This is a genomic window from Stenotrophomonas sp. 96582_Sma, assembly GCF_056480905.1.
The window spans coordinates 969,677-986,134 of the sequence record NZ_CM151122.1 but is presented as its reverse complement, the minus strand read 5'-3'; the positions used below and the strand labels follow the sequence as shown (position 1 = coordinate 986,134).

Annotated in this window: 16 protein-coding genes and 1 tRNA gene; 5 read left to right on the top strand and 12 right to left on the bottom strand. The window is 67.7% G+C overall.

Annotation, left to right across the window (positions count from 1 at the left end; translation table 11 throughout):
• Positions 1–10: 10 nt before the first annotated feature.
• Positions 11–874: a DMT family transporter gene (locus tag ACZK2R_RS04555; RefSeq protein WP_180838199.1), complete on the bottom strand. Its 864-nt coding sequence runs from the start codon at positions 872–874 to the stop codon at positions 11–13.
• Between the two features lie 133 nt (positions 875–1,007).
• Here ACZK2R_RS04555 and ACZK2R_RS04550 point away from each other — a divergent pair, with 133 nt between their 5' ends.
• Together ACZK2R_RS04550 and ACZK2R_RS04545 are read left to right on the top strand one after the other, a co-directional pair.
• On the top strand, positions 1,008–2,387 hold the full coding sequence (locus tag ACZK2R_RS04550; RefSeq protein WP_180838198.1) for an aminotransferase-like domain-containing protein: 1,380 nt from the start codon (positions 1,008–1,010) through the stop codon (positions 2,385–2,387).
• Positions 2,388–2,486: 99 nt separating this feature from the next.
• Complete coding sequence (locus tag ACZK2R_RS04545) at positions 2,487–3,161, top strand: class I SAM-dependent methyltransferase (protein WP_180838197.1); 675 nt, start codon at positions 2,487–2,489, stop codon at positions 3,159–3,161.
• Between the two features lie 3 nt (positions 3,162–3,164).
• On the opposite strand, the gene smqnr is transcribed toward ACZK2R_RS04545, so the two are convergent.
• The gene (gene smqnr / locus ACZK2R_RS04540) at positions 3,165–3,812 is read right to left on the bottom strand and encodes a SmQnr family pentapeptide repeat protein (RefSeq protein WP_125895243.1); all 648 of its coding nucleotides are present in this window, start codon (positions 3,810–3,812) and stop codon (positions 3,165–3,167) included.
• Between the two features lie 160 nt (positions 3,813–3,972).
• Between smqnr and ACZK2R_RS04535 the strand changes: the two genes are divergently transcribed.
• A complete protein-coding gene (locus ACZK2R_RS04535; protein WP_049400656.1) occupies positions 3,973–4,749 on the top strand; it encodes a DeoR/GlpR family DNA-binding transcription regulator in 777 nt (258 codons plus the stop codon).
• An 11-nt stretch (positions 4,750–4,760) separates the two neighbouring features.
• Positions 4,761–5,894 (top strand): MFS transporter, encoded by a 1,134-nt coding sequence (locus tag ACZK2R_RS04530; RefSeq protein WP_125895247.1) that lies wholly within the window; start codon positions 4,761–4,763, stop codon positions 5,892–5,894.
• Between the two features lie 9 nt (positions 5,895–5,903).
• On the opposite strand, the gene ACZK2R_RS04525 is transcribed toward ACZK2R_RS04530, so the two are convergent.
• The 4 genes from ACZK2R_RS04525 to ACZK2R_RS04510 form a co-directional block, all read right to left on the bottom strand.
• Positions 5,904–7,409, bottom strand: a complete 1,506-nt coding sequence (locus tag ACZK2R_RS04525; RefSeq protein WP_180838196.1) for a PepSY domain-containing protein — start codon at positions 7,407–7,409, stop codon at positions 5,904–5,906.
• 11 nt (positions 7,410–7,420) lie between these two features.
• The gene (locus tag ACZK2R_RS04520; protein WP_180838195.1) at positions 7,421–9,559 is read right to left on the bottom strand and encodes a TonB-dependent receptor; all 2,139 of its coding nucleotides are present in this window, start codon (positions 9,557–9,559) and stop codon (positions 7,421–7,423) included.
• Between the two features lie 130 nt (positions 9,560–9,689).
• Positions 9,690–10,085, bottom strand: a complete 396-nt coding sequence (locus ACZK2R_RS04515) for a DUF2946 family protein (RefSeq protein WP_100434139.1) — start codon at positions 10,083–10,085, stop codon at positions 9,690–9,692.
• A 216-nt stretch (positions 10,086–10,301) separates the two neighbouring features.
• The gene (locus ACZK2R_RS04510) at positions 10,302–10,682 is read right to left on the bottom strand and encodes a tautomerase family protein (protein WP_049400651.1); all 381 of its coding nucleotides are present in this window, start codon (positions 10,680–10,682) and stop codon (positions 10,302–10,304) included.
• 288 nt (positions 10,683–10,970) lie between these two features.
• On the opposite strand from ACZK2R_RS04510, the gene ACZK2R_RS04505 reads away from it, so the two are divergent.
• The gene (locus ACZK2R_RS04505; protein WP_180838194.1) at positions 10,971–11,534 is read left to right on the top strand and encodes a hypothetical protein; all 564 of its coding nucleotides are present in this window, start codon (positions 10,971–10,973) and stop codon (positions 11,532–11,534) included.
• Between the two features lie 84 nt (positions 11,535–11,618).
• On the opposite strand, the gene ACZK2R_RS04500 is transcribed toward ACZK2R_RS04505, so the two are convergent.
• From ACZK2R_RS04500 to ACZK2R_RS04475, 6 genes are all read right to left on the bottom strand, one after another.
• A tRNA-Val gene (locus ACZK2R_RS04500) sits at positions 11,619–11,693 on the bottom strand.
• Between the two features lie 135 nt (positions 11,694–11,828).
• Positions 11,829–12,182, bottom strand: coding sequence for a PilZ domain-containing protein (locus ACZK2R_RS04495; RefSeq protein ID WP_004146965.1), 354 nt, complete (start codon positions 12,180–12,182; stop codon positions 11,829–11,831).
• Positions 12,179–13,135, bottom strand: a complete 957-nt coding sequence (locus ACZK2R_RS04490) for a DNA polymerase III subunit delta' (protein WP_478487773.1) — start codon at positions 13,133–13,135, stop codon at positions 12,179–12,181. Before ACZK2R_RS04490 ends, ACZK2R_RS04495 begins: the two co-directional genes overlap by 4 nt.
• On the bottom strand, positions 13,132–13,797 hold the full coding sequence (gene tmk / locus ACZK2R_RS04485; protein WP_049400648.1) for a dTMP kinase: 666 nt from the start codon (positions 13,795–13,797) through the stop codon (positions 13,132–13,134). The genes ACZK2R_RS04490 and tmk overlap by 4 nt, the downstream gene beginning before the upstream one ends.
• The gene (mltG, locus tag ACZK2R_RS04480) at positions 13,794–14,855 is read right to left on the bottom strand and encodes an endolytic transglycosylase MltG (protein WP_049400647.1); all 1,062 of its coding nucleotides are present in this window, start codon (positions 14,853–14,855) and stop codon (positions 13,794–13,796) included. The genes tmk and mltG overlap by 4 nt, the downstream gene beginning before the upstream one ends.
• 211 nt (positions 14,856–15,066) lie before the next feature.
• Positions 15,067–16,431: an aminodeoxychorismate synthase component I gene (locus ACZK2R_RS04475; RefSeq protein ID WP_180838181.1), complete on the bottom strand. Its 1,365-nt coding sequence runs from the start codon at positions 16,429–16,431 to the stop codon at positions 15,067–15,069.
• Positions 16,432–16,458: the final 27 nt, after the last annotated feature.

Here is a 16,458-nt window from a genome sequence, read left to right as displayed (position 1 = left end):
CCTTTTTCGCTCAGCGGCTGAAGCGGCGCGCGCCTGCCACGCAGATCACCGCGACCACGGTCACCAGCACCATGCTGAGGCTGACCGACTCGTGCAGCAGCAGCGCAGCCAGGGCCAGGCCGAAGAACGGCTGCAGCAACTGCAGCTGGCCAACAGCGGCGATGCCGCCCTGGGCCAGCCCGCGGTACCAGAACAGGAAGCCGATCAGCATGCTGAACACCGCCACGTAGCCCAGCGCCCACCACGCCGACGCACCGACCGCGGTGAACGAGGCCGGGCGCATCAGCACCGCCAACGGCAACATCACTGGCAGCGCCAACAGCAGCGCCCAGCTGATCACCTGCCAACCGCCAAGGTGGCGGGCAAGTCGACCACCTTCGGCATAGCCGAGCCCACACACCACGATCGCCGCCAGCATCAGCAGGTCAGCCTGAAGCGAGGCCTCGATGCCGTGGCGTACCGCATAGCCGACCACGCAGGCACTGCCCAGCAGCGAGAACAACCAGAATGCGGGACGCGGCCGATCGCCACCGCGCAGTACACCGAACACAGCAGTGCTCAGTGGCAGCAGGCCGAGGAACACGATGGTGTGTGCCGATGAAGCGTGGCGAAGGGCCAGTGCGGTCAGCAGTGGAAAACCGACCACCACGCCGAGACTGACCACGGCCAGGCCCGCCAGATCGGTGCGCTGCGGACGCGGCTGGCGCAGCAGCAGCAACAGGCTGACGCCGAGCACGGCGGCAATGGTGGCACGTGCAGCGGTGACGAACCCGGCGTCCAGCTGCAGCACTGCCAGACGGGTTGCCGGCAACGAGCCCGCGAAAATCACCACGCCGATGAAGCCATTGATCCAACCACTCGCCGACCGTTCCACGCCTGTACTCCTGAAGGTGCCGGACGATGCCCGGCTGGACCTGTATGGAAGCATCCAGCGCGGAACGACCCCAGCTACAATCCAGTACAGTCGCAAGTAACTGTACTGCCCACACTTCCACTACGGTTCCGCCATGCCACGTTCGCCCACCCGCATCGAATCGGTCATCCAGTCCGTCCGCACCCGCATCGGTGCGCGAGTGGATGGCCCCGGCTCCCGCCTGCCCTCGGTACGTGCGCAGGCGGCGGCGATGGGGGTGTCGGTCTCGACCGTGGTCGAGGCCTACGAGCGCCTGGCGGCCGAAGGCCTGATCAGTGCGCGCGCAGGATCCGGCTTCTACGTCAGTGGGCCGGCCGCACCGCTGGCGCTGGCTGAAATGGAGCCGCGGCTGGACCGCGCGGTGGATCCGCTGTGGGTGTCGCGGCAATCGCTGGAAACACCGGCCGGCCATCTCAAGCCGGGCTGCGGCTGGATGCCCAGCAATTGGCTGTACCACGACGGCATGCGTCGTGGCCTGCGCCGGCTGGCGCGCGCCGATGCATCACAACTGGTCGACTACGCCGGGCCGCTCGGCCTGCCTGCGCTGCGCCAGTTGCTGCAACGGCGTTCGGCCGCAGTGGGCATCGATGCGCCGATGGAACAGATCCTGCTGACCGAATCGGGCACGCATGCGGTCGAGCTGATCTGCCGTTTCCTGCTCAAGCCCGGCGACTGCGTGCTGGTCGATGACCCCAGCTACTTCAACTACCACGCGTTGCTGAAGGCACACCAGGTGCAGGCCATCGGTGTGCCCTACACGCACAGCGGCCCGGACCTGGAAGCGTTCGCGCAGGCACTGCAGGCGCATTCACCGCGGCTGTACATCACCAATTCCGGCCTGCACAACCCGACCGGCGCGGTGCTTTCCGCGAGCACCGCACACCGCCTGCTGGGCCTGGCCGAACGCAGCGAACTGATCATCGTTGAGGATGACATCTTCGCCGACTTTGAACTGCAGCCTGCACCGCGACTGGCCGCGCTCGATGGACTGTCGCGGGTGATCCACGTCGGCAGCTTCTCCAAAACACTGTCGGCTGCATCGCGCTGCGGCTACATCGCTGCCCGCCACGACTGGATCGAGGCGCTGACCGACCTGAAGCTGGCCACCAGCTTCGGTGGCGGTCACCTGGCGATGCAGTTGATGCACATCGCGCTGACCGACAGCGGCTACCGCCGCCACATGCAGTCGGTGCGTTCGCGCCTGGCCGATGCGCGCCGGCACACGCTGCGGAAGCTGCAGGCGCTGGGCATCACGCCGTGGCTGCAGCCGGAAGCCGGGCTCTTCCTGTGGTGCCAGCTGCCCGATGGCCGCGATGCCGCCGCACTGGCCCGGCAATGCCTGCGCGAGGGCATCGTGCTGGCACCGGGCAACGCGTTCAGTCAGTCGCAGCGCGCGGCCGACTATGTACGTTTCAACGTTTCGCAGTGCCAGGACCCGAGGATCTGGCAGGTACTGGCGCGGGAACTGCGCTGAGCTGGTTGTGAACCGGCCCGCGCAGGCGGCAGTATCCAGCCGCAAAGGCGCTTGCGCGCCGCGCTACAGTGGTATGTCCCCCGCTGCAGGAATCCGCGCATGTCCACGTTCTCCGATCCGCAGGCGGTGGCCCGCTATGCCGAAGCGCCGCTGCGCCAGGTGCCCGGCTTCCTCGCCCTGCAGCAGATGAGCCGGCTGCTGCTGGCCGAACGTGTCCCTGCGCAGGGCCGCGTGCTGGTGCTGGGTGCCGGTGGCGGGTTGGAACTGAAGTCCTTCGCCGAGGCGCAGCCGGGCTGGCAGCTGCTGGGGGTCGACCCGGCCGCGCCGATGCTGGCCCTGGCCGAGCAGACACTGGGTCCGCTGATGTCGCGCGTGCAGCTGCTGGAAGGCTATATCGACGATGCACCCGATGCGCGCTTCGACGGTGCCAGCTGCCTGCTGACCCTGCACTTCCTCGATGCCGGGCAGCGCCTGCACACGCTGCGCGAACTGCGCCGGCGCCTGCAACCCGGTGCGCCGCTGGTGGTGGCGCACCACAGCGTGCCGCAGGACCCGGCCGGCAAGCTGCGCTGGTTGCAGCGCTACGCGGCGTTCGCCGAAGCCTCGGGGGTTGCCCACGCCGATGCGCAGCGCGCGATCAACGCCATTGCCGAACGGTTGCCGCTGCTGGCACCCGAGCAGGAGGTCGCACTGCTGCAGGAGGCCGGCTTCGACGGTGTGGAGCTGTTCTATGCCGGCTTCAGCTTCAAGGGCTGGGTGGCGTACGCCGGATGATGCCTACGGCACCACGGTAATGCCGATGCGCTGCATCAACAGCGCCACCTGCTGCACATCCAGTGTGGCGCCACGCAGGTTGGTGCTGCGCAGGTCCAGCTCGCCCAGCTCCGAGTTGGTCAGGTTGCAGTCGGTGAAGTTGGCACTGTTCCAGTCGATCCCCTCGAACTGGCCACCGGACAGGTCTGAGCCCGCGAAGCTGGCACCGCTCACGTTCGCGCCGTCCCAGCGGTTCTCCCACAGTTCGCACTTTTCCAGCGTCACTCGCGAGAAATTGGCATAGCGCAGGTTCGACTTCTTGATGAACGCGCTGCAGAACCAGCTGCGTGTGGTGATCTGATTCATGAAGCTGGCGTTGCTGAAGTCCGCGCCCTGCGCACGGCACTCACTGATCTCCAGGCCCAGCGCCTTGATGAAACTGAAGTGGCACATGCTGATGTCGCAACTACGGAAGCTGGCTTCCTTCAATGTGGCGCCGTTGAAGCGGCAACCGGCGCGGTTTTCAGCGTCGTAGAAGCTGCAGTTGATGAACTCGGTGGCGGTGAGGTCAGCGCCGGAGAAATCGCATTCGTAGAACTGCTGGTCGACCACTTTCTGGCCGGTGTACTGGTCCGCGCCGATGCGCAGCTTGCGGTGAACGGTGGAGGACATCAGGGATTCCATGCCAGGTGCCCCGCCATCATGCCGGGCCGCGAGGGCGATCCATAGACGTGGACGCGGGCGAATTCACCAGCAGTCCAGCCGCCCTGTGTCCCCCCAATGCCGAATGCACGTTGTTGCACGTTAATGCACGAACGTGCAGACTTGCGGCATGAGCTCCGATCCCAGCCCCCTCCCCGCCCAGCGCACCCTGCAGATCCTCGAGGAACTACGCCAGCAGGGCCGCGTGGTCGCCGCCGAACTGGCGCGCCGCTATGCCGTCTCCGAAGACTCGATCCGCCGTGATCTGCGCGAGCTGGCCGCCCAAGGCCTGTGCCAGCGTGTCTACGGCGGCGCCGTGCTGCCGCCCCCCAAGGAACGCCCGCTACGCGAGCGACTGACCCGCGACCGCGGCGACAAGGCCGAGCTGGCCGCCCGCGTCTGCGCGCTGCTGCAGCCCGGCCAGGTCGTACTGCTCGACGCCGGGTCGACCAACCTGGCGATCGCCCAGCAGCTGCCGACCGCTCTCGGCCTGACGGTGATCACCAATGCTCCGCAGATCGCCACCGCCGCCAGCATGCTTGAAGGCACCTCGGTGCAGCTGATCGGCGGCCGCCTGGCCAGCGGTGGCGGCGCGGTCGGCGCTGAAGCGTTGGCGCAGGTGCAGCGCCTGCGCGCCGACGTATACCTGCCCGGCCCCTGCGCGGTGGACGGCGACACCGGCGTCTGGGCAATGGATTCGGAAGAAGCCACGCTGAAACGCGCGATGGTGGCCTGCAGCAGCCGCGTCATCGTCGCCGCCACCACTGAAAAGCTCGGTGCCCGCGGCAACTGGCAGATCGCCAGCCTCGATGAAATCGACGATCTGGTGCTGACCACCTCGGCTCCGCCGGCGCTGGCCGCGCGCTTCCGCGCAGCCGGCATCGCGGTACACCCCACTCCGCCCTGACCGTACCGCCCATGTCCCTTGCCAACCGCGCGCGTGCCGAACAGCACGCGACCCGCGCTGCGTTCTTCATTCCCGGCTTCGCCACTGCGTTGTGGGCCACCCTGGTGCCATTCGCCAAAGCACGCACCGAGATCAATGACGCCACGCTGGGGCTGGTGCTGCTCTGCCTCGGTGCCGGTTCGCTGCTGGCGATGCCGTTGTCCGGCGTGCTGGCCGCGCGCCTCGGTTGCCGCCGGGTGATGGTGGCCAGCAGCCTGCTGATCTGCCTGACCGTGCCCGGCCTGGCGCTGGCCGGTTCGGCCTGGACGCTGGGGCTGGTGCTGTTCGTGTTCGGCGCCGCCGTGGGCGCGATGGACTGCACGATGAACGTGCAGGCCGTCATCGTCGAGCGCGAAGCACGGCGCGTGATGATGTCCGGCTTCCATGCCTTCTTCAGCATCGGCGGCTTCCTCGGCGCGGCCACCATGACCGTGCTGTTGTCCGCACAGCTGCCGCCACTGGCATCGGTGCTGATCGGCGTTGGCGCCATGCTGCTGGTGATGCTGTTGTCGGCAGCGCACTGGCACAGCGAACGCATGCCACACGACACACCAATGCTGGCCCTGCCGCACGGCATCGTGCTGTTCATCGGCGTGCTGGCCTTCGTTGCCTTCCTCGGTGAAGGCGCGATGCTGGACTGGAGCGCGGTCTTCCTCAGCGATGTGCGTCGCGTCGATGCCAGCCTCGCCGGTATCGGCTATGTGACCTTCACCCTGACCATGACCGTCGCGCGCCTGTTCGGCGACGCACTGGTGGAGCGCGTTGGCCGTGAGCGCGCGATCGTGTTCGGCGCGCTGCTGGCCGCCGCGGGCGTGCTCGTGCTGACCCTGGTCACGCCGTGGCAGGCGTCACTGCTCGGCTATGTGCTGGTCGGCCTTGGCTGCGCCAACATCGCACCGGCGCTGTTCTCGCTGGCCGGCCACCAGACCCGCATGCCCGGCGCACTGGCAATCACCGCCGTTTCCACGCTGGGCTTCGCCGGCATCCTTGCCGGACCGGCGCTGATCGGTTTCGCTGCCAATCACTTCGGCCTGATCGCCGCCTTCATCGGCGTGGCCATGGCCTTGTTGCTGGTGGCGATGTCCACGCGCTGGCTGCGGGTGTAACCCAAGGCATCAGCGCCGCCTGCGCCGCAGCTTCATCCGCAATCGCCGATAGCCGATCACCGTCGCCGTGGCACACAACGCGGTGCCAGCAGCGCTCAGCAGCAGCAACACCGCCAGCCGGGCACCCTCTTGGCGCAGCATCGCGGGCAGATCCCAGCTGTGCAGGAAGTAGAACAGCCAGCGTCCCACTCGTTCCCGATGCCCCATCGTCAGCAACGGATCGCCGGTAGCCAGATCGAGATAGACGCGCGTCGCCTCGGCATCACCGAAATCCGCCACCGCAACCGGGAAGCGCCGCACCGCCGCGCCGTTCATGGCTTCCGGTGCACGCGGATAGAAGTAGGCATCCGCTGCCTGCTGCACCACGAACTCCTGCATCGGCGCATCGGACAGCGCACGCACCTTCTGCTGCAGCCACGGGGCCGGCAGCAACCGCGCCACCTGCAAATGCCCATTGCCGCTGGACACGATGCGGGTCTCGCCCCGCCCGTCCAGCAGCACTGCGAACAGCTCGCCTCCGATGCGGCGCCACTGGATCTCGACCGGTTGGAAGCGCTCAGCATCGGCCACCGCCAGAAGCTTCACCGGCTCACCCAACGCGCCATCCACCGTTACCGCGCTGCCACGATAGCGTTCAACATCGATCGCCTCGGGCGTGCTGCTGAAGACCCCCAATGGATTCATCGACATCAGCCCGCTGAAGATCCAGGTGAACACGAAGGCCGCAGCCATCAGTCCGATCAGATGGTGCCAGCGCATCCACGGTTCGACGTACGGCGTCTTCGCACCGGAGCGGTAGCGCCCGCGAAAACGCCAGCGCCACACACCCACCACGATGCCGCTGACCGCCGCCACCATGCACAGCGCGGACAGCACGATCACCACCCACGTCCAGACCGGATCCACCGACTGCATGCGCAGGAAATACAGCCAGTGCAGCCAGGCCCCCACATAGTTCCAGCGCTGCTGCACATGCGGTGCGTCCAGCACCACTTCACCGGTGCGCGAGGACACATACAGGTCACCGGGCTGTGCGCCCCCCACCTCCACCCGGTACAGCGGCCGGTGCGCGTCCAGCGCGCGCGAATGCGTCCAACGGTCCTCTTCCACGCGCATTGCACCGACAAAGGCCGGGCCGCCAGCAAACTGTGCCGCTGACGCTTCGGCGCGCTGTGCCGACACCGGCAGCAGGGCCTGGCCGGTGACGGCTGACCACGCCCCCACGTTGCTTCCCGTGCGCACCACATACACAGGCTCGCCACGCAGCGTGGTCAACGCCACAGCCTCCGGCTCGGCCTGCACAGCCGCAGGCAGTATCGACAGCCCCTGCAGGTCGCGGGCCTCACCCAGCACCGGCAATGCCGCCAGACGTTCACCGGGCGTCAGCTTCGGGTAGCCAATGAACAACATCACCATGCCGCTGACGAACCACAACAGCATCAGCAGGCATCCGCCGATGCCGAGCCAACGGTGCACCAGGTAGGTCCAGCGCTTGGCAGTGGATCGCAGCGACATGGTGCGCGTCCTCAGAAGCGATGGTCGACGGTGAACTCGACGCGACGATCCGCGCCCAGCAGCCACTGCGTGCTGGTGTAGTACGCGGTGGCGTAGTACGCCTTGTCGAATACGTTGAACAGGCGCGCTGACAATCGCGTGCGCGGTGCCGCCTGCCAGGTCAGTGCCAGATCGGTGGTGCTGTAGCCGGGCAGCTCCAATGTGTTGGCGTTGTCGGCATAGCGCTTGCCGACGTAGCGAACGCCACCCGCCGCACTCCAGTCCGGTGCGAACTGCCAGCTCAACCACACACTGGCCAGGCGCTCGGCCACGTTCGGCGGCACGTTGCCATCACGCGACACCAGCATCGCCGGCGAACCCGTGGTTTCCAGGAAGTCCTCGAACTCGGCCTTCAGCACCGTGGCGTTGGCATCCAGCGTCCAGTGCGGCGCGACGTTCCAGTTCAAGGACGCTTCAATACCACGCGAGGTCTGCGCGCCCACTTGCACGCGGCGGTCCGGCACCAGCGGATCGCGGCTGAGCAGCCCGGTCTTGCGGATGCGGTACGCCGCCAGCGTCCACTCGCCGCCATCGAAGGCCTGCTTCAGGCCCACTTCGATCTGCCGGCCCTTGGCCAGATCGAAGGCACCGTTGGCCGGGCTGATCATCAGCAGGCCACTGACAGGGTCCGCCGCCTGCGAATACTGCGCGTACAGGCTCAGCGTCGGCTGCAACGCGAACACCGTACCTGCACGCCAACCGGTGCTGCTGTAGGTCTTCGAGAACGCGTTCTGGCCGCTGATCAGGTCGGTACGGTCGATGCGCGCGCGGTCGTGGCGCAGCCCCCCCAGCACCGACCAGCGCTCGCTCAGCGCCAACCGGTCTTCCACGAACAGCGCGTACTGCTCGGCACGATTGCGGTAGCGCGGCAGGTTCGGCGCGTCGCTGGCGAACTGGCCCGGCACCGGATCGAACGCGTCGACCGGGCCCGAACTGCCAGCATAGGTGTTGTTGGTGTGCTTGAAGTGCGCACGGTTGGCATCCAGGCCCACCGCGAAGCTGTTCTGCAGGCCACCCGCGGTTCCCTGCACACGCAGCGTCGAGGTCAGCCCGGTCTGGTCCTGGTTGTGAGTGATCTCGGTGTTTCCCGAGCGATCGATCAAGCCGGTAGGGCGGTTGTAGACATAGGCTTCGGCATTGCGCCAATCGCGCTGGCTGTCGATCTGGTAGAGGCGCGTGCGCCATTCCACGTTCGCGTTCGGCGCCCACAGCGCATCGAGCTGGGTCCAGCGGTCGCGATAGCGGATCTGGCTGTCGTCCACGTTGTAGTTGCGGTGGCGCAGCGCCTCCAGCTGGCGGCCCTCGACCAGCGGCGTGCCGAAGTAGCGCATCGGTTGCTGGTAGCCCTGCGCATGGGTGAGGGTCAGCTGCAGGTCCGCGCGCGGCTGCCACAGCAACGCACCGGAGAATGTCGCGTCACTGTTGCGCCCACGATCGACCCAGCCACCGCTGTAGTTGCCACTCACGTCCAGCCGGTAGGCCAGCTCGGGCGTCAGCGCGCCACCGCTGCCGAAGCCCAGGCGTGCGGTGTCCTCGCTGCCCACGGTTACGCTGATCTCGTTCTCGATCGCACCACGCGTGGGCTTCTTCGGCACGATGTTGATCACGCCGCCGATCGCACCGTCGCCATGGATGACCGAGGCCGGGCCGCGCAGCACTTCGATGCGCTCGATCGACCAGGTATCGAACGGGAAGGTGATGCCCACGCCACCGTACTGGCGCAGCCCGTCGTACAGGCGCATCACCGAAGCGCCATCGGTGAAGCCGCGGCTGGACAGCGCGCTCAGGCCGTTGCCCGGGTGCGGCATCGCACTGATCGCACCCGCCCGGCTGATCGCATCGTTGAGGTTGCTGTCGCCACGCTGCTCCAGTTGTTCGCGCGAAATCACCGTCAGGCTGGCCGGTGTCTGCAGCACGCTCAGGCCCAGCGCGGAACCGGCGTTGGCGGTGGACGAGAGCTCACCGCTGCGGGTATCGACCACCCGCACGGTGTCCAGCGTGGTCGGTGGTGCCGCATCGGCGGCAAGTACGGGGGCGGTGTGCAGGAGCAACGCGCACAGGACAGGCAGCGTCGCCCGGCGCAGGTGCGCGGAGTTGGGGTTCGTTTTCATTTTTTTCACGGCATGCAAGGCCACCCCGCAATGGCAGGGCAGCAATCAGAAAGGGGCAAACACGCGCGTGCGGGCACCGGCCGTGGCCGGCAACCTCATGGAAAAATGTTCAATGCAACGCGCGTGCGGCTCAGGCAGCCATCATGGCTGGCGGCCCACGCGCTCCCAATGTGCCGCTGATCCGTTGCGGCAACGCCCGCACCGCACCGCGCAGCGCGCGGCACACCGGTGCCATCGGCGCCAACAGCAGCACTGCCGCCACCAGCAGCGTGATGAGCCGTGCAGCGATCAGGCAGTAATCGCAGTCCACGCCCATCTCATGATCGGCGTGTGGATCGGCAGGTGGCTTCTTTGCGGCCTCGCCGTGCGGCATCGCCATCGCGTGGTGGTCGTGATGGCCTTCCATCGCGTGCTGCGCATGCTCTGCGTGCATCGCGTGGTCCATGGCGGCCACCGGTGCTGCAGCAGCCACGTGACCGTGCGCCTTCCAGCGGCTCACCAGCGGAGCGAGCAGCACCAGCAGCATGGCGAGCCATGCCAGGGCCTGGAACCGGCGGTGGAGGACAGAACGACGCACGCCGCCATTCTACGGGGCCATGGCCAACCTTGGACCCCGTTCAGGGTTTACCCCCTGCGACACGGTGACGCAGGGCTGTGCTGCCGGCCACAGCGATGGGCACGCCCTCCCTGCGCACGCCCACCACGCTGTGGATCCACGCCATGCGTGGATGCGCTTCGCGCATCAACTCACGTACTGCGCCTGCCCGTTCCCGAACGACCAGTTTTCCCGCTTCACTTCCACCAGGTTGATGAACACATCCTCTCGGCGGATACCCACCGCCGCGTGCAGGCCCTCGGCGATGCCGGCATACAGCGCCTTCTTCTGCTCCAACGTGCGCCCTTCGTTCCAGGTGATCTGGATGCAGATGAAGTCGTCGGTGCGGTCCACGCCCAGGTAGCCGGGGTCATAGATCAACGTGCCCGGCTCGTGTTGCTGGAAGATCTGGAAGCGATCATTCTCCGGCACGCCCACCGCGCGCATGGCCTGGTAGATGGTTTCGCCGACGCGTTGCAGGTAGTCGGCGGATTTACCTTTGCGCAGATCGATGCGGGCGAGCGGCATGGTGGCACTCCAGAGTGGATGGGCACGGCAACGGGCCGAGACTACGCCTGCCCAGGGCGGTGGGACAGCGCAGGAATGGAACCCTCTGCTTCCATTTGTGGCACGGGCCCGCCCACGTGCGTAACGAAGGCGACCCGGACGAACAGTTGGGCGCCTTCCACACCGACGGGCTGATCGTGGCCGCGCGACAGCTGGTACGCGAGGCACATCATTGCCTCTCCGGCGACGACGCCTGACCGGCCCGGATATGCGCCCGCTACAATCGCGCAGGGAGCGCAGGAGACCGCAATGGACGCCGAATACCTGGAGTACTTCAAGGCCGCACTGGAAGGCCGCGCAAGCGTGGGCTGGAACGTCTGGTTCACCGCCAACCAGCAGGCGCTGGCACAACACCTGAGCCGTCCTGCACTGCTGCGCTTGAAGTTCAGCAAATTGGATGAAGCCGAACGCCTGCTGGCCGAGGCCGGCATCGTGCCCTGCAGCACAGCGGGCAAGCGCTACGAAATGTACTGCGCGCAGTTCTCGGCGGACGTGGTGGACGCGAACGGTCGCCCGCTACCGGCCATCTGGCGCGCGGCGCACGGCGGTGCCATCGGCCTGCTTGCCGATGGTGAGCAGGAGGCCGGCCAGGCGAAGCTGCTCGCGGAGTTCCGCCGCGTCCGCAAGCGCGGACTGCAGCAGGCCCATGAATGGTTGGCCGATCTGTGCTTTGAAGGCGAGATGGAACTGAGCGGCGGCAATGCCGATGTGGGCCGTAGCCTGCTGGCGGTGGTGGTGCGGGCCGGCAGCGGTCACGACCTGCTGGATGCAACCGCGATGATCGCGCGCGAGCTGCTGGAGGACCTCGGCTGAAACGGTGATTGCTTCGGCGGGCACCACGGAATCACAGGCAACAAAAAAGCCCCCATTGCTGGAGGCTTCTTTCGTTCTGCAACATGGTGGGCGGTACAGGGATCGAACCTGTGACCCTTGCCGTGTGAAGGCAATGCTCTACCGCTGAGCTAACCGCCCGGTGTGTTGCTGAGCCGCTCATTATAGGGGCTTTTCAGAGGCCGTCAACACTTTTTCACATGGGTGTTCACGGGCATTTCGAGGGGCGCCGCCGGGCATGGCCCGGCGCTACCGAGGGCGGCTATCCGCGCGCCGTTACATCGTATGCGTCGGCTTGTCCGAGCTGGTCAGGCCGGCCAGCAGGGTCTCGATCTTGTGGCGCACGCCCTCGCCTTCGGCACCGTCGGCCAGCTGCACGCCGATGCCGGCGGTGCGGTTACCCTGCGCGCCGGCCGGGGTCACCCAGATCACCTTGCCGGCCACCGGCAGGCGCTCGCTGGAATCGGGCAGGGTCAGCAACAGGAACACTTCGTCACCCAGGAAGTAGCGCTTGGGCGTGGGCACGAAGATGCCGCCGTTCTTCACGAATGGCATGTACGCGCTGTACAGCGCGGCTTTGTCCTTCACGGCCAGGGACAGGATGCCCTGGCGGGCGTTGCTGGCACTCATCGATTTCCCCTTGCGGCAGGCCGCTCGTTCACCTTGTTCCAGGCCAGCAGCAACTCGACCACGGCAAGGTCTGCACGCACCGTGGTGCGCAGCAGGTCGCGGGTGCGGTTGGCCGCATCGAACCAGGCTGCAAGCTTGTGCAATCGCTCCGGCGTGGTCAAGGCATCGGTGCTGGCCTGGGCCAGCGCCAGGTCGGCGGCAAAGCGCAGGCGCAGCGCCGCGTTGTCATCGGCGCACCACTTCTGCGCCAGCTCCACCGCGCCGGTCTTGCCGGCGGCCAGCTGTTCCAGCTCGCGGCCCACTTCGCGGCGCAGGCTCAGGCCATCTTCGCGCAGCCAGTTGTCGGCCTGGCCGGGGTGGCCGCGCGCCGCGTCCAGCGCTTCGCGTGCCGATGCTTCGCTGTGGCCCTGCTGCTGCAGCCAGGCCAGCGCTTCGTGCTGCGGCGGCGACTTGAATTCCAGGCGCTGGCAGCGGCTGCGGATGGTCTGCGGCAGGCGCGCCGGGTCGCTGCTGATCAGCCACAGGTAGCGGCCGGGCTGCGGCTCTTCCAGCGTCTTCAGCAGCGCGTTGGCCGCCGAGCGGTTGATCGCATCAGCGGGGTCGACGATCACCACCTGCGCCACGCCGTACTGCGGGGTCAGCGCCAACTTGTCGGTGATCTCGCGCACCTGCTCGATGACGATCTCGGTGCGCAGCTTGTCGCCGCTCTTGTTCGGAATGAAGCTGACCAGCTGCAGGTCAGGATGGGTGCCGGCGGCGATCAGCTGGCGCGTGCGCGTGGCATGCGCGGCATCACCGCGCGCCAGCACGTGGTCGGCCAGCGCCAACGCCACCTCGCGCTTGCCCAGCCCGGCCGGGCCGCAGATCAGCAGGCCATGACCAAGGCGGTCGGCATCGAGCGCTGCCACGGTCTGGTCGAACGCGCGCTGCTGCCACGGCGAGAATGTGCTCATGCGCCCTCCCCGTCCTGCAGCCAGCGCTCGACCTGCGCGACCACATCGGCCGCTACACGCGCCTGCACCTGGCCGGCGTCGATCAGCGCGAAGCGCTGCGGGTCCTGCTGCGCGCGGCTGCGGAACACTTCGCGCACGCGCTGGAAGAAATCATCCTGTTCGCTCTCGATGCGGTCCGGCCACAGGTCGCGGCCATTGGCGCGCGCGCGGCCCACTGCCACGTCCACGTCCAGCAGCAGGGTCAGGCCCGGCAGCAGGCCCACCGCGCGTCGTTCCAGATCGGCAATCCACTGCGGATCGAGGCCACGGCCACCGCCCTGGTAGGCATAGCTGGAATCGGTGAAGCGATCGCTCAGCACATAGGCGCCGCGCTGCAGTGCCGGCTGGATCACCTGGCGCACATGCTGCGCGCGTGCAGCGAACACCAGCAGCAGCTCGGCTTCGGCGCTGAGCGGCTCGGCGGCGATCTCGGCATCGGGTTTCAGCACCAGGCCACGGATGCGCTCGGCCAGCGGCGTACCGCCCGGCTCGCGGGTCAGCACCACCTCGTGGCCGTGGCTGCGCAGGCAGTCACGGATGGCATTGATGGCGGTGGTCTTGCCTGCGCCCTCGCCGCCTTCCAGGCTGACGAAACGCGGGTGGCGAAGCAGCGCGGGACTCATTGCGCCGGGGTCTCCTTGGTACGTTGCTGGCGCAGCTGCTGCAGGTAGCGGGCCACTGCGGCGTTGTGCTGGTCCAGGCTGGGCGAGAACACGTGCGCACCACTACCATCGCCGACGGCGACGAAGTACAGCGCGTCGCCCGCTGCGGGTTGCGCGGCTGCCATCAGCGCATCGCGGCTGGGCATGGCGATCGGGGTCGGGGTCAGGCCAGCGCGGGTGTAGGTGTTGTAGGGCGTATCGGTGGTCAGGTCGCGGCGGCGGATGTTGCCGTCATACGCAGCACCGATGCCGTAGATCACGGTCGGGTCGGTCTGCAGGCGCATGCCGATCTTCAGGCGGCGCATGAACACGCCGGCAATCTGCGGACGCTCGCTGGCCAGCGCGGTTTCCTTCTCGATGATCGAAGCCATCGTCAGCAGTTCGTAGGGCGTGTTGATCGGCAGGTCCGGCGCGCGGCTTTCCCAGGCTTCATCCAGTGCGTCCTGCATTGCAGCGTGAGCACGCTTGAGCACATCCAGATCGCTGTCGCCACGCTGGTAGACGTAGGTCTCCGGCAGGAAGCGGCCTTCCGGATGCTGGCCACCGAAACCGAGGCGCTGCATCAACGCGGCGTCATCGAGGTTGTCGGTGGTGTGCAGCAGCGGCTCGGCGCGCTTGAGCGCGGCACGCAACTGGCGGATGTTCCAGCCTTCAATGATCGTGACGCGGTGCTGCAGCACCTTGCCGGCGCGCATGCGCAGCAGCAGATCACGCGGGGTCAGGTCGCTGCTGAGCGCGTACTCACCCACCTTCAGCTTGCCGGCTGCATCGAGCTGGCGCGCCAGCAGCTGCCACTGCGCGTCCTGGCCCTCGTCCACGCCGGCGTCGCGCAGCTTGCGCAGCACGCTGTTCATGCCATCGCCGCTGGCGATGACCACGCTCTCGGCGGACGGGGTGATCGGGGCGTCGGCGAACCGGGTCTGCTGGTAGAAGAACCATGCGCCCGCGCCGGCCACGACGGCGGCCAGCACCACCACCAGCGTTACCACGAACAGACACCCGCGCTTGGCTCCCGCCATGGACTACCTCTGAACTCGATTCCGTCGTGCAGGATACCGTGCCGGTGGATTGGGGTCATGACCGGGGGCATGCGCCTGTGCCGACCGACGGTCGGCACCCACCCGAACAATGGCACCCACCGGTACCGGTAGTGCCGGCCGCTGGCCGGCAATCGCGCGGATCATGGGTGCATGAGGTTGCCGGCCAGCGGCCGGCACTACCGGAATACGCCTACCCCTGCTGGCCCAGCGCGCGTAGCAGGCCGCGGGCCTTGGCGCGGGTCTCGTCCAGTTCCTTGTCCGGGTCCGAGTCGACCACGATGCCGGCGCCGGTGCGGAAGCTCATCTCGTGGCCATCCACTTCGGCGGTGCGGATCAGGATGTTCAGGTCCAGGTCGCCATCGCGGTTCAGCCAGCCGAACGCGCCGGTGTAGGCACCACGCGGCACCTGCTCCAGCTCGCTGATGATCTGCATGCAGCGCACCTTCGGGCAGCCGGTGATGGTGCCGCCGGGGAAGGTGGCGGCGATCACCTCGCCGGGGGTGACCTCCGGGCGCAGATGGCCGCTGACGTTGCTGACGATGTGATGCACGTGCGCGTAGCTCTCCACGGTCATCAGCTCATCGACCACCACGGTACCGGGCAGGCAGATACGGCCCAGGTCGTTGCGTTCCAGGTCGATCAGCATCACGTGCTCGGCACGCTCCTTCGGGTGACCGACCAGCTCCTGGATGCGCGCAGCATCATCGTCCCCCTCGAAGCGCGGACGCGTGCCGGCAATCGGACGGGTCTGCGCGTGGCCGGCATGCACCGACACCAGCCGCTCCGGCGAGGAACTGACCACATGGCGGCCGTGCGCGCTGAACAGGCCGGCGAACGGTGCCGGGTTGGCACGGCGCAGCTGCGCGTACAGCGCCTGCGGGCTGACCGGTGCGGCAAACTGCGCGCTCCAGCGCCGCGACAGGTTCACCTGGAACACATCGCCGGCACACAGGTATTCGATCACCCGGCGCACGCCGTCGGTGAAGCGCTGCGGCGCGTCCTCGCCGACCGACTGCGGTGGCTGCCAGCCCTGCCCGGCTTCGGGCAGCGTGGCCGAGGCCAGTGCCACCAGCGCATCCAGCAACGCCTGCTCGCCGGCTTCGGCGATGACGAAGCTGGCCTCGTGGTGGTGGTCGTGCAGCACCGCGGCCGGGCAGCGCAGCGCCAGCGCGGTCGGGCGGCCGTCCTCGCGTGCGCGCGCCGGCAGCACCGGTTCTATCTGGCTGGCCACTTCGTAGTCCAGCATCAACGCCCAACCGCCGCGGAACGGCAGGCTGTGGCTGCCGTCATGCGGCAGGCGTTCCTGCTGCCAGGCGCGGTCCAGCACCTGCAGGAAGCTGCCGGCCTGCACCGCGTCGTGCTGGTCGCGCACCTGGCCATCGGCATCCAGCCGCAGGCTATCGCCCTGCGCCGCCAGCAGCAGGCTCCAGCGGCCCTGGGCAGTGCCCGAGGCGGTGGATTCCATCAGCAGCGGGAAGCGCGACGGGTCGTGCTGCTGCAGGGCCAGCAGATCGATCGGGTGCGGCAGCGGGTGGATCAGCGGTGCGTGGGTCATGGCGGCCAGTTCGGGGATTCAGATGCA

Bases quoted from the DNA above. Each gene is read 5' to 3' on its own strand.
- ACZK2R_RS04550 (WP_180838198.1), top strand. From the start codon at position 1,008: ATGCCACGTTCGCCCACCCGCATCGAATCGGTCATCCAGTCCGTCCGC.
- ACZK2R_RS04545 (WP_180838197.1), top strand. From the start codon at position 2,487: ATGTCCACGTTCTCCGATCCGCAGGCGGTGGCCCGCTATGCCGAAGCG.
- smqnr (WP_125895243.1), bottom strand. From the start codon at position 3,812: ATGTCCTCCACCGTTCACCGCAAGCTGCGCATCGGCGCGGACCAGTAC.
- ACZK2R_RS04535 (WP_049400656.1), top strand. From the start codon at position 3,973: ATGAGCTCCGATCCCAGCCCCCTCCCCGCCCAGCGCACCCTGCAGATC.
- ACZK2R_RS04530 (WP_125895247.1), top strand. From the start codon at position 4,761: ATGTCCCTTGCCAACCGCGCGCGTGCCGAACAGCACGCGACCCGCGCT.
- ACZK2R_RS04525 (WP_180838196.1), bottom strand. From the start codon at position 7,409: ATGTCGCTGCGATCCACTGCCAAGCGCTGGACCTACCTGGTGCACCGT.
- ACZK2R_RS04520 (WP_180838195.1), bottom strand. From the start codon at position 9,559: ATGAAAACGAACCCCAACTCCGCGCACCTGCGCCGGGCGACGCTGCCT.
- ACZK2R_RS04515 (WP_100434139.1), bottom strand. From the start codon at position 10,085: ATGCTGCTGGTGCTGCTCGCTCCGCTGGTGAGCCGCTGGAAGGCGCAC.
- ACZK2R_RS04510 (WP_049400651.1), bottom strand. From the start codon at position 10,682: ATGCCGCTCGCCCGCATCGATCTGCGCAAAGGTAAATCCGCCGACTAC.
- ACZK2R_RS04505 (WP_180838194.1), top strand. From the start codon at position 10,971: ATGGACGCCGAATACCTGGAGTACTTCAAGGCCGCACTGGAAGGCCGC.
- ACZK2R_RS04495 (WP_004146965.1), bottom strand. From the start codon at position 12,182: ATGAGTGCCAGCAACGCCCGCCAGGGCATCCTGTCCCTGGCCGTGAAG.
- ACZK2R_RS04490 (WP_478487773.1), bottom strand. From the start codon at position 13,135: ATGAGCACATTCTCGCCGTGGCAGCAGCGCGCGTTCGACCAGACCGTG.
- tmk (WP_049400648.1), bottom strand. From the start codon at position 13,797: ATGAGTCCCGCGCTGCTTCGCCACCCGCGTTTCGTCAGCCTGGAAGGC.
- mltG (WP_049400647.1), bottom strand. From the start codon at position 14,855: ATGGCGGGAGCCAAGCGCGGGTGTCTGTTCGTGGTAACGCTGGTGGTG.
- ACZK2R_RS04475 (WP_180838181.1), bottom strand. From the start codon at position 16,431: ATGACCCACGCACCGCTGATCCACCCGCTGCCGCACCCGATCGATCTG.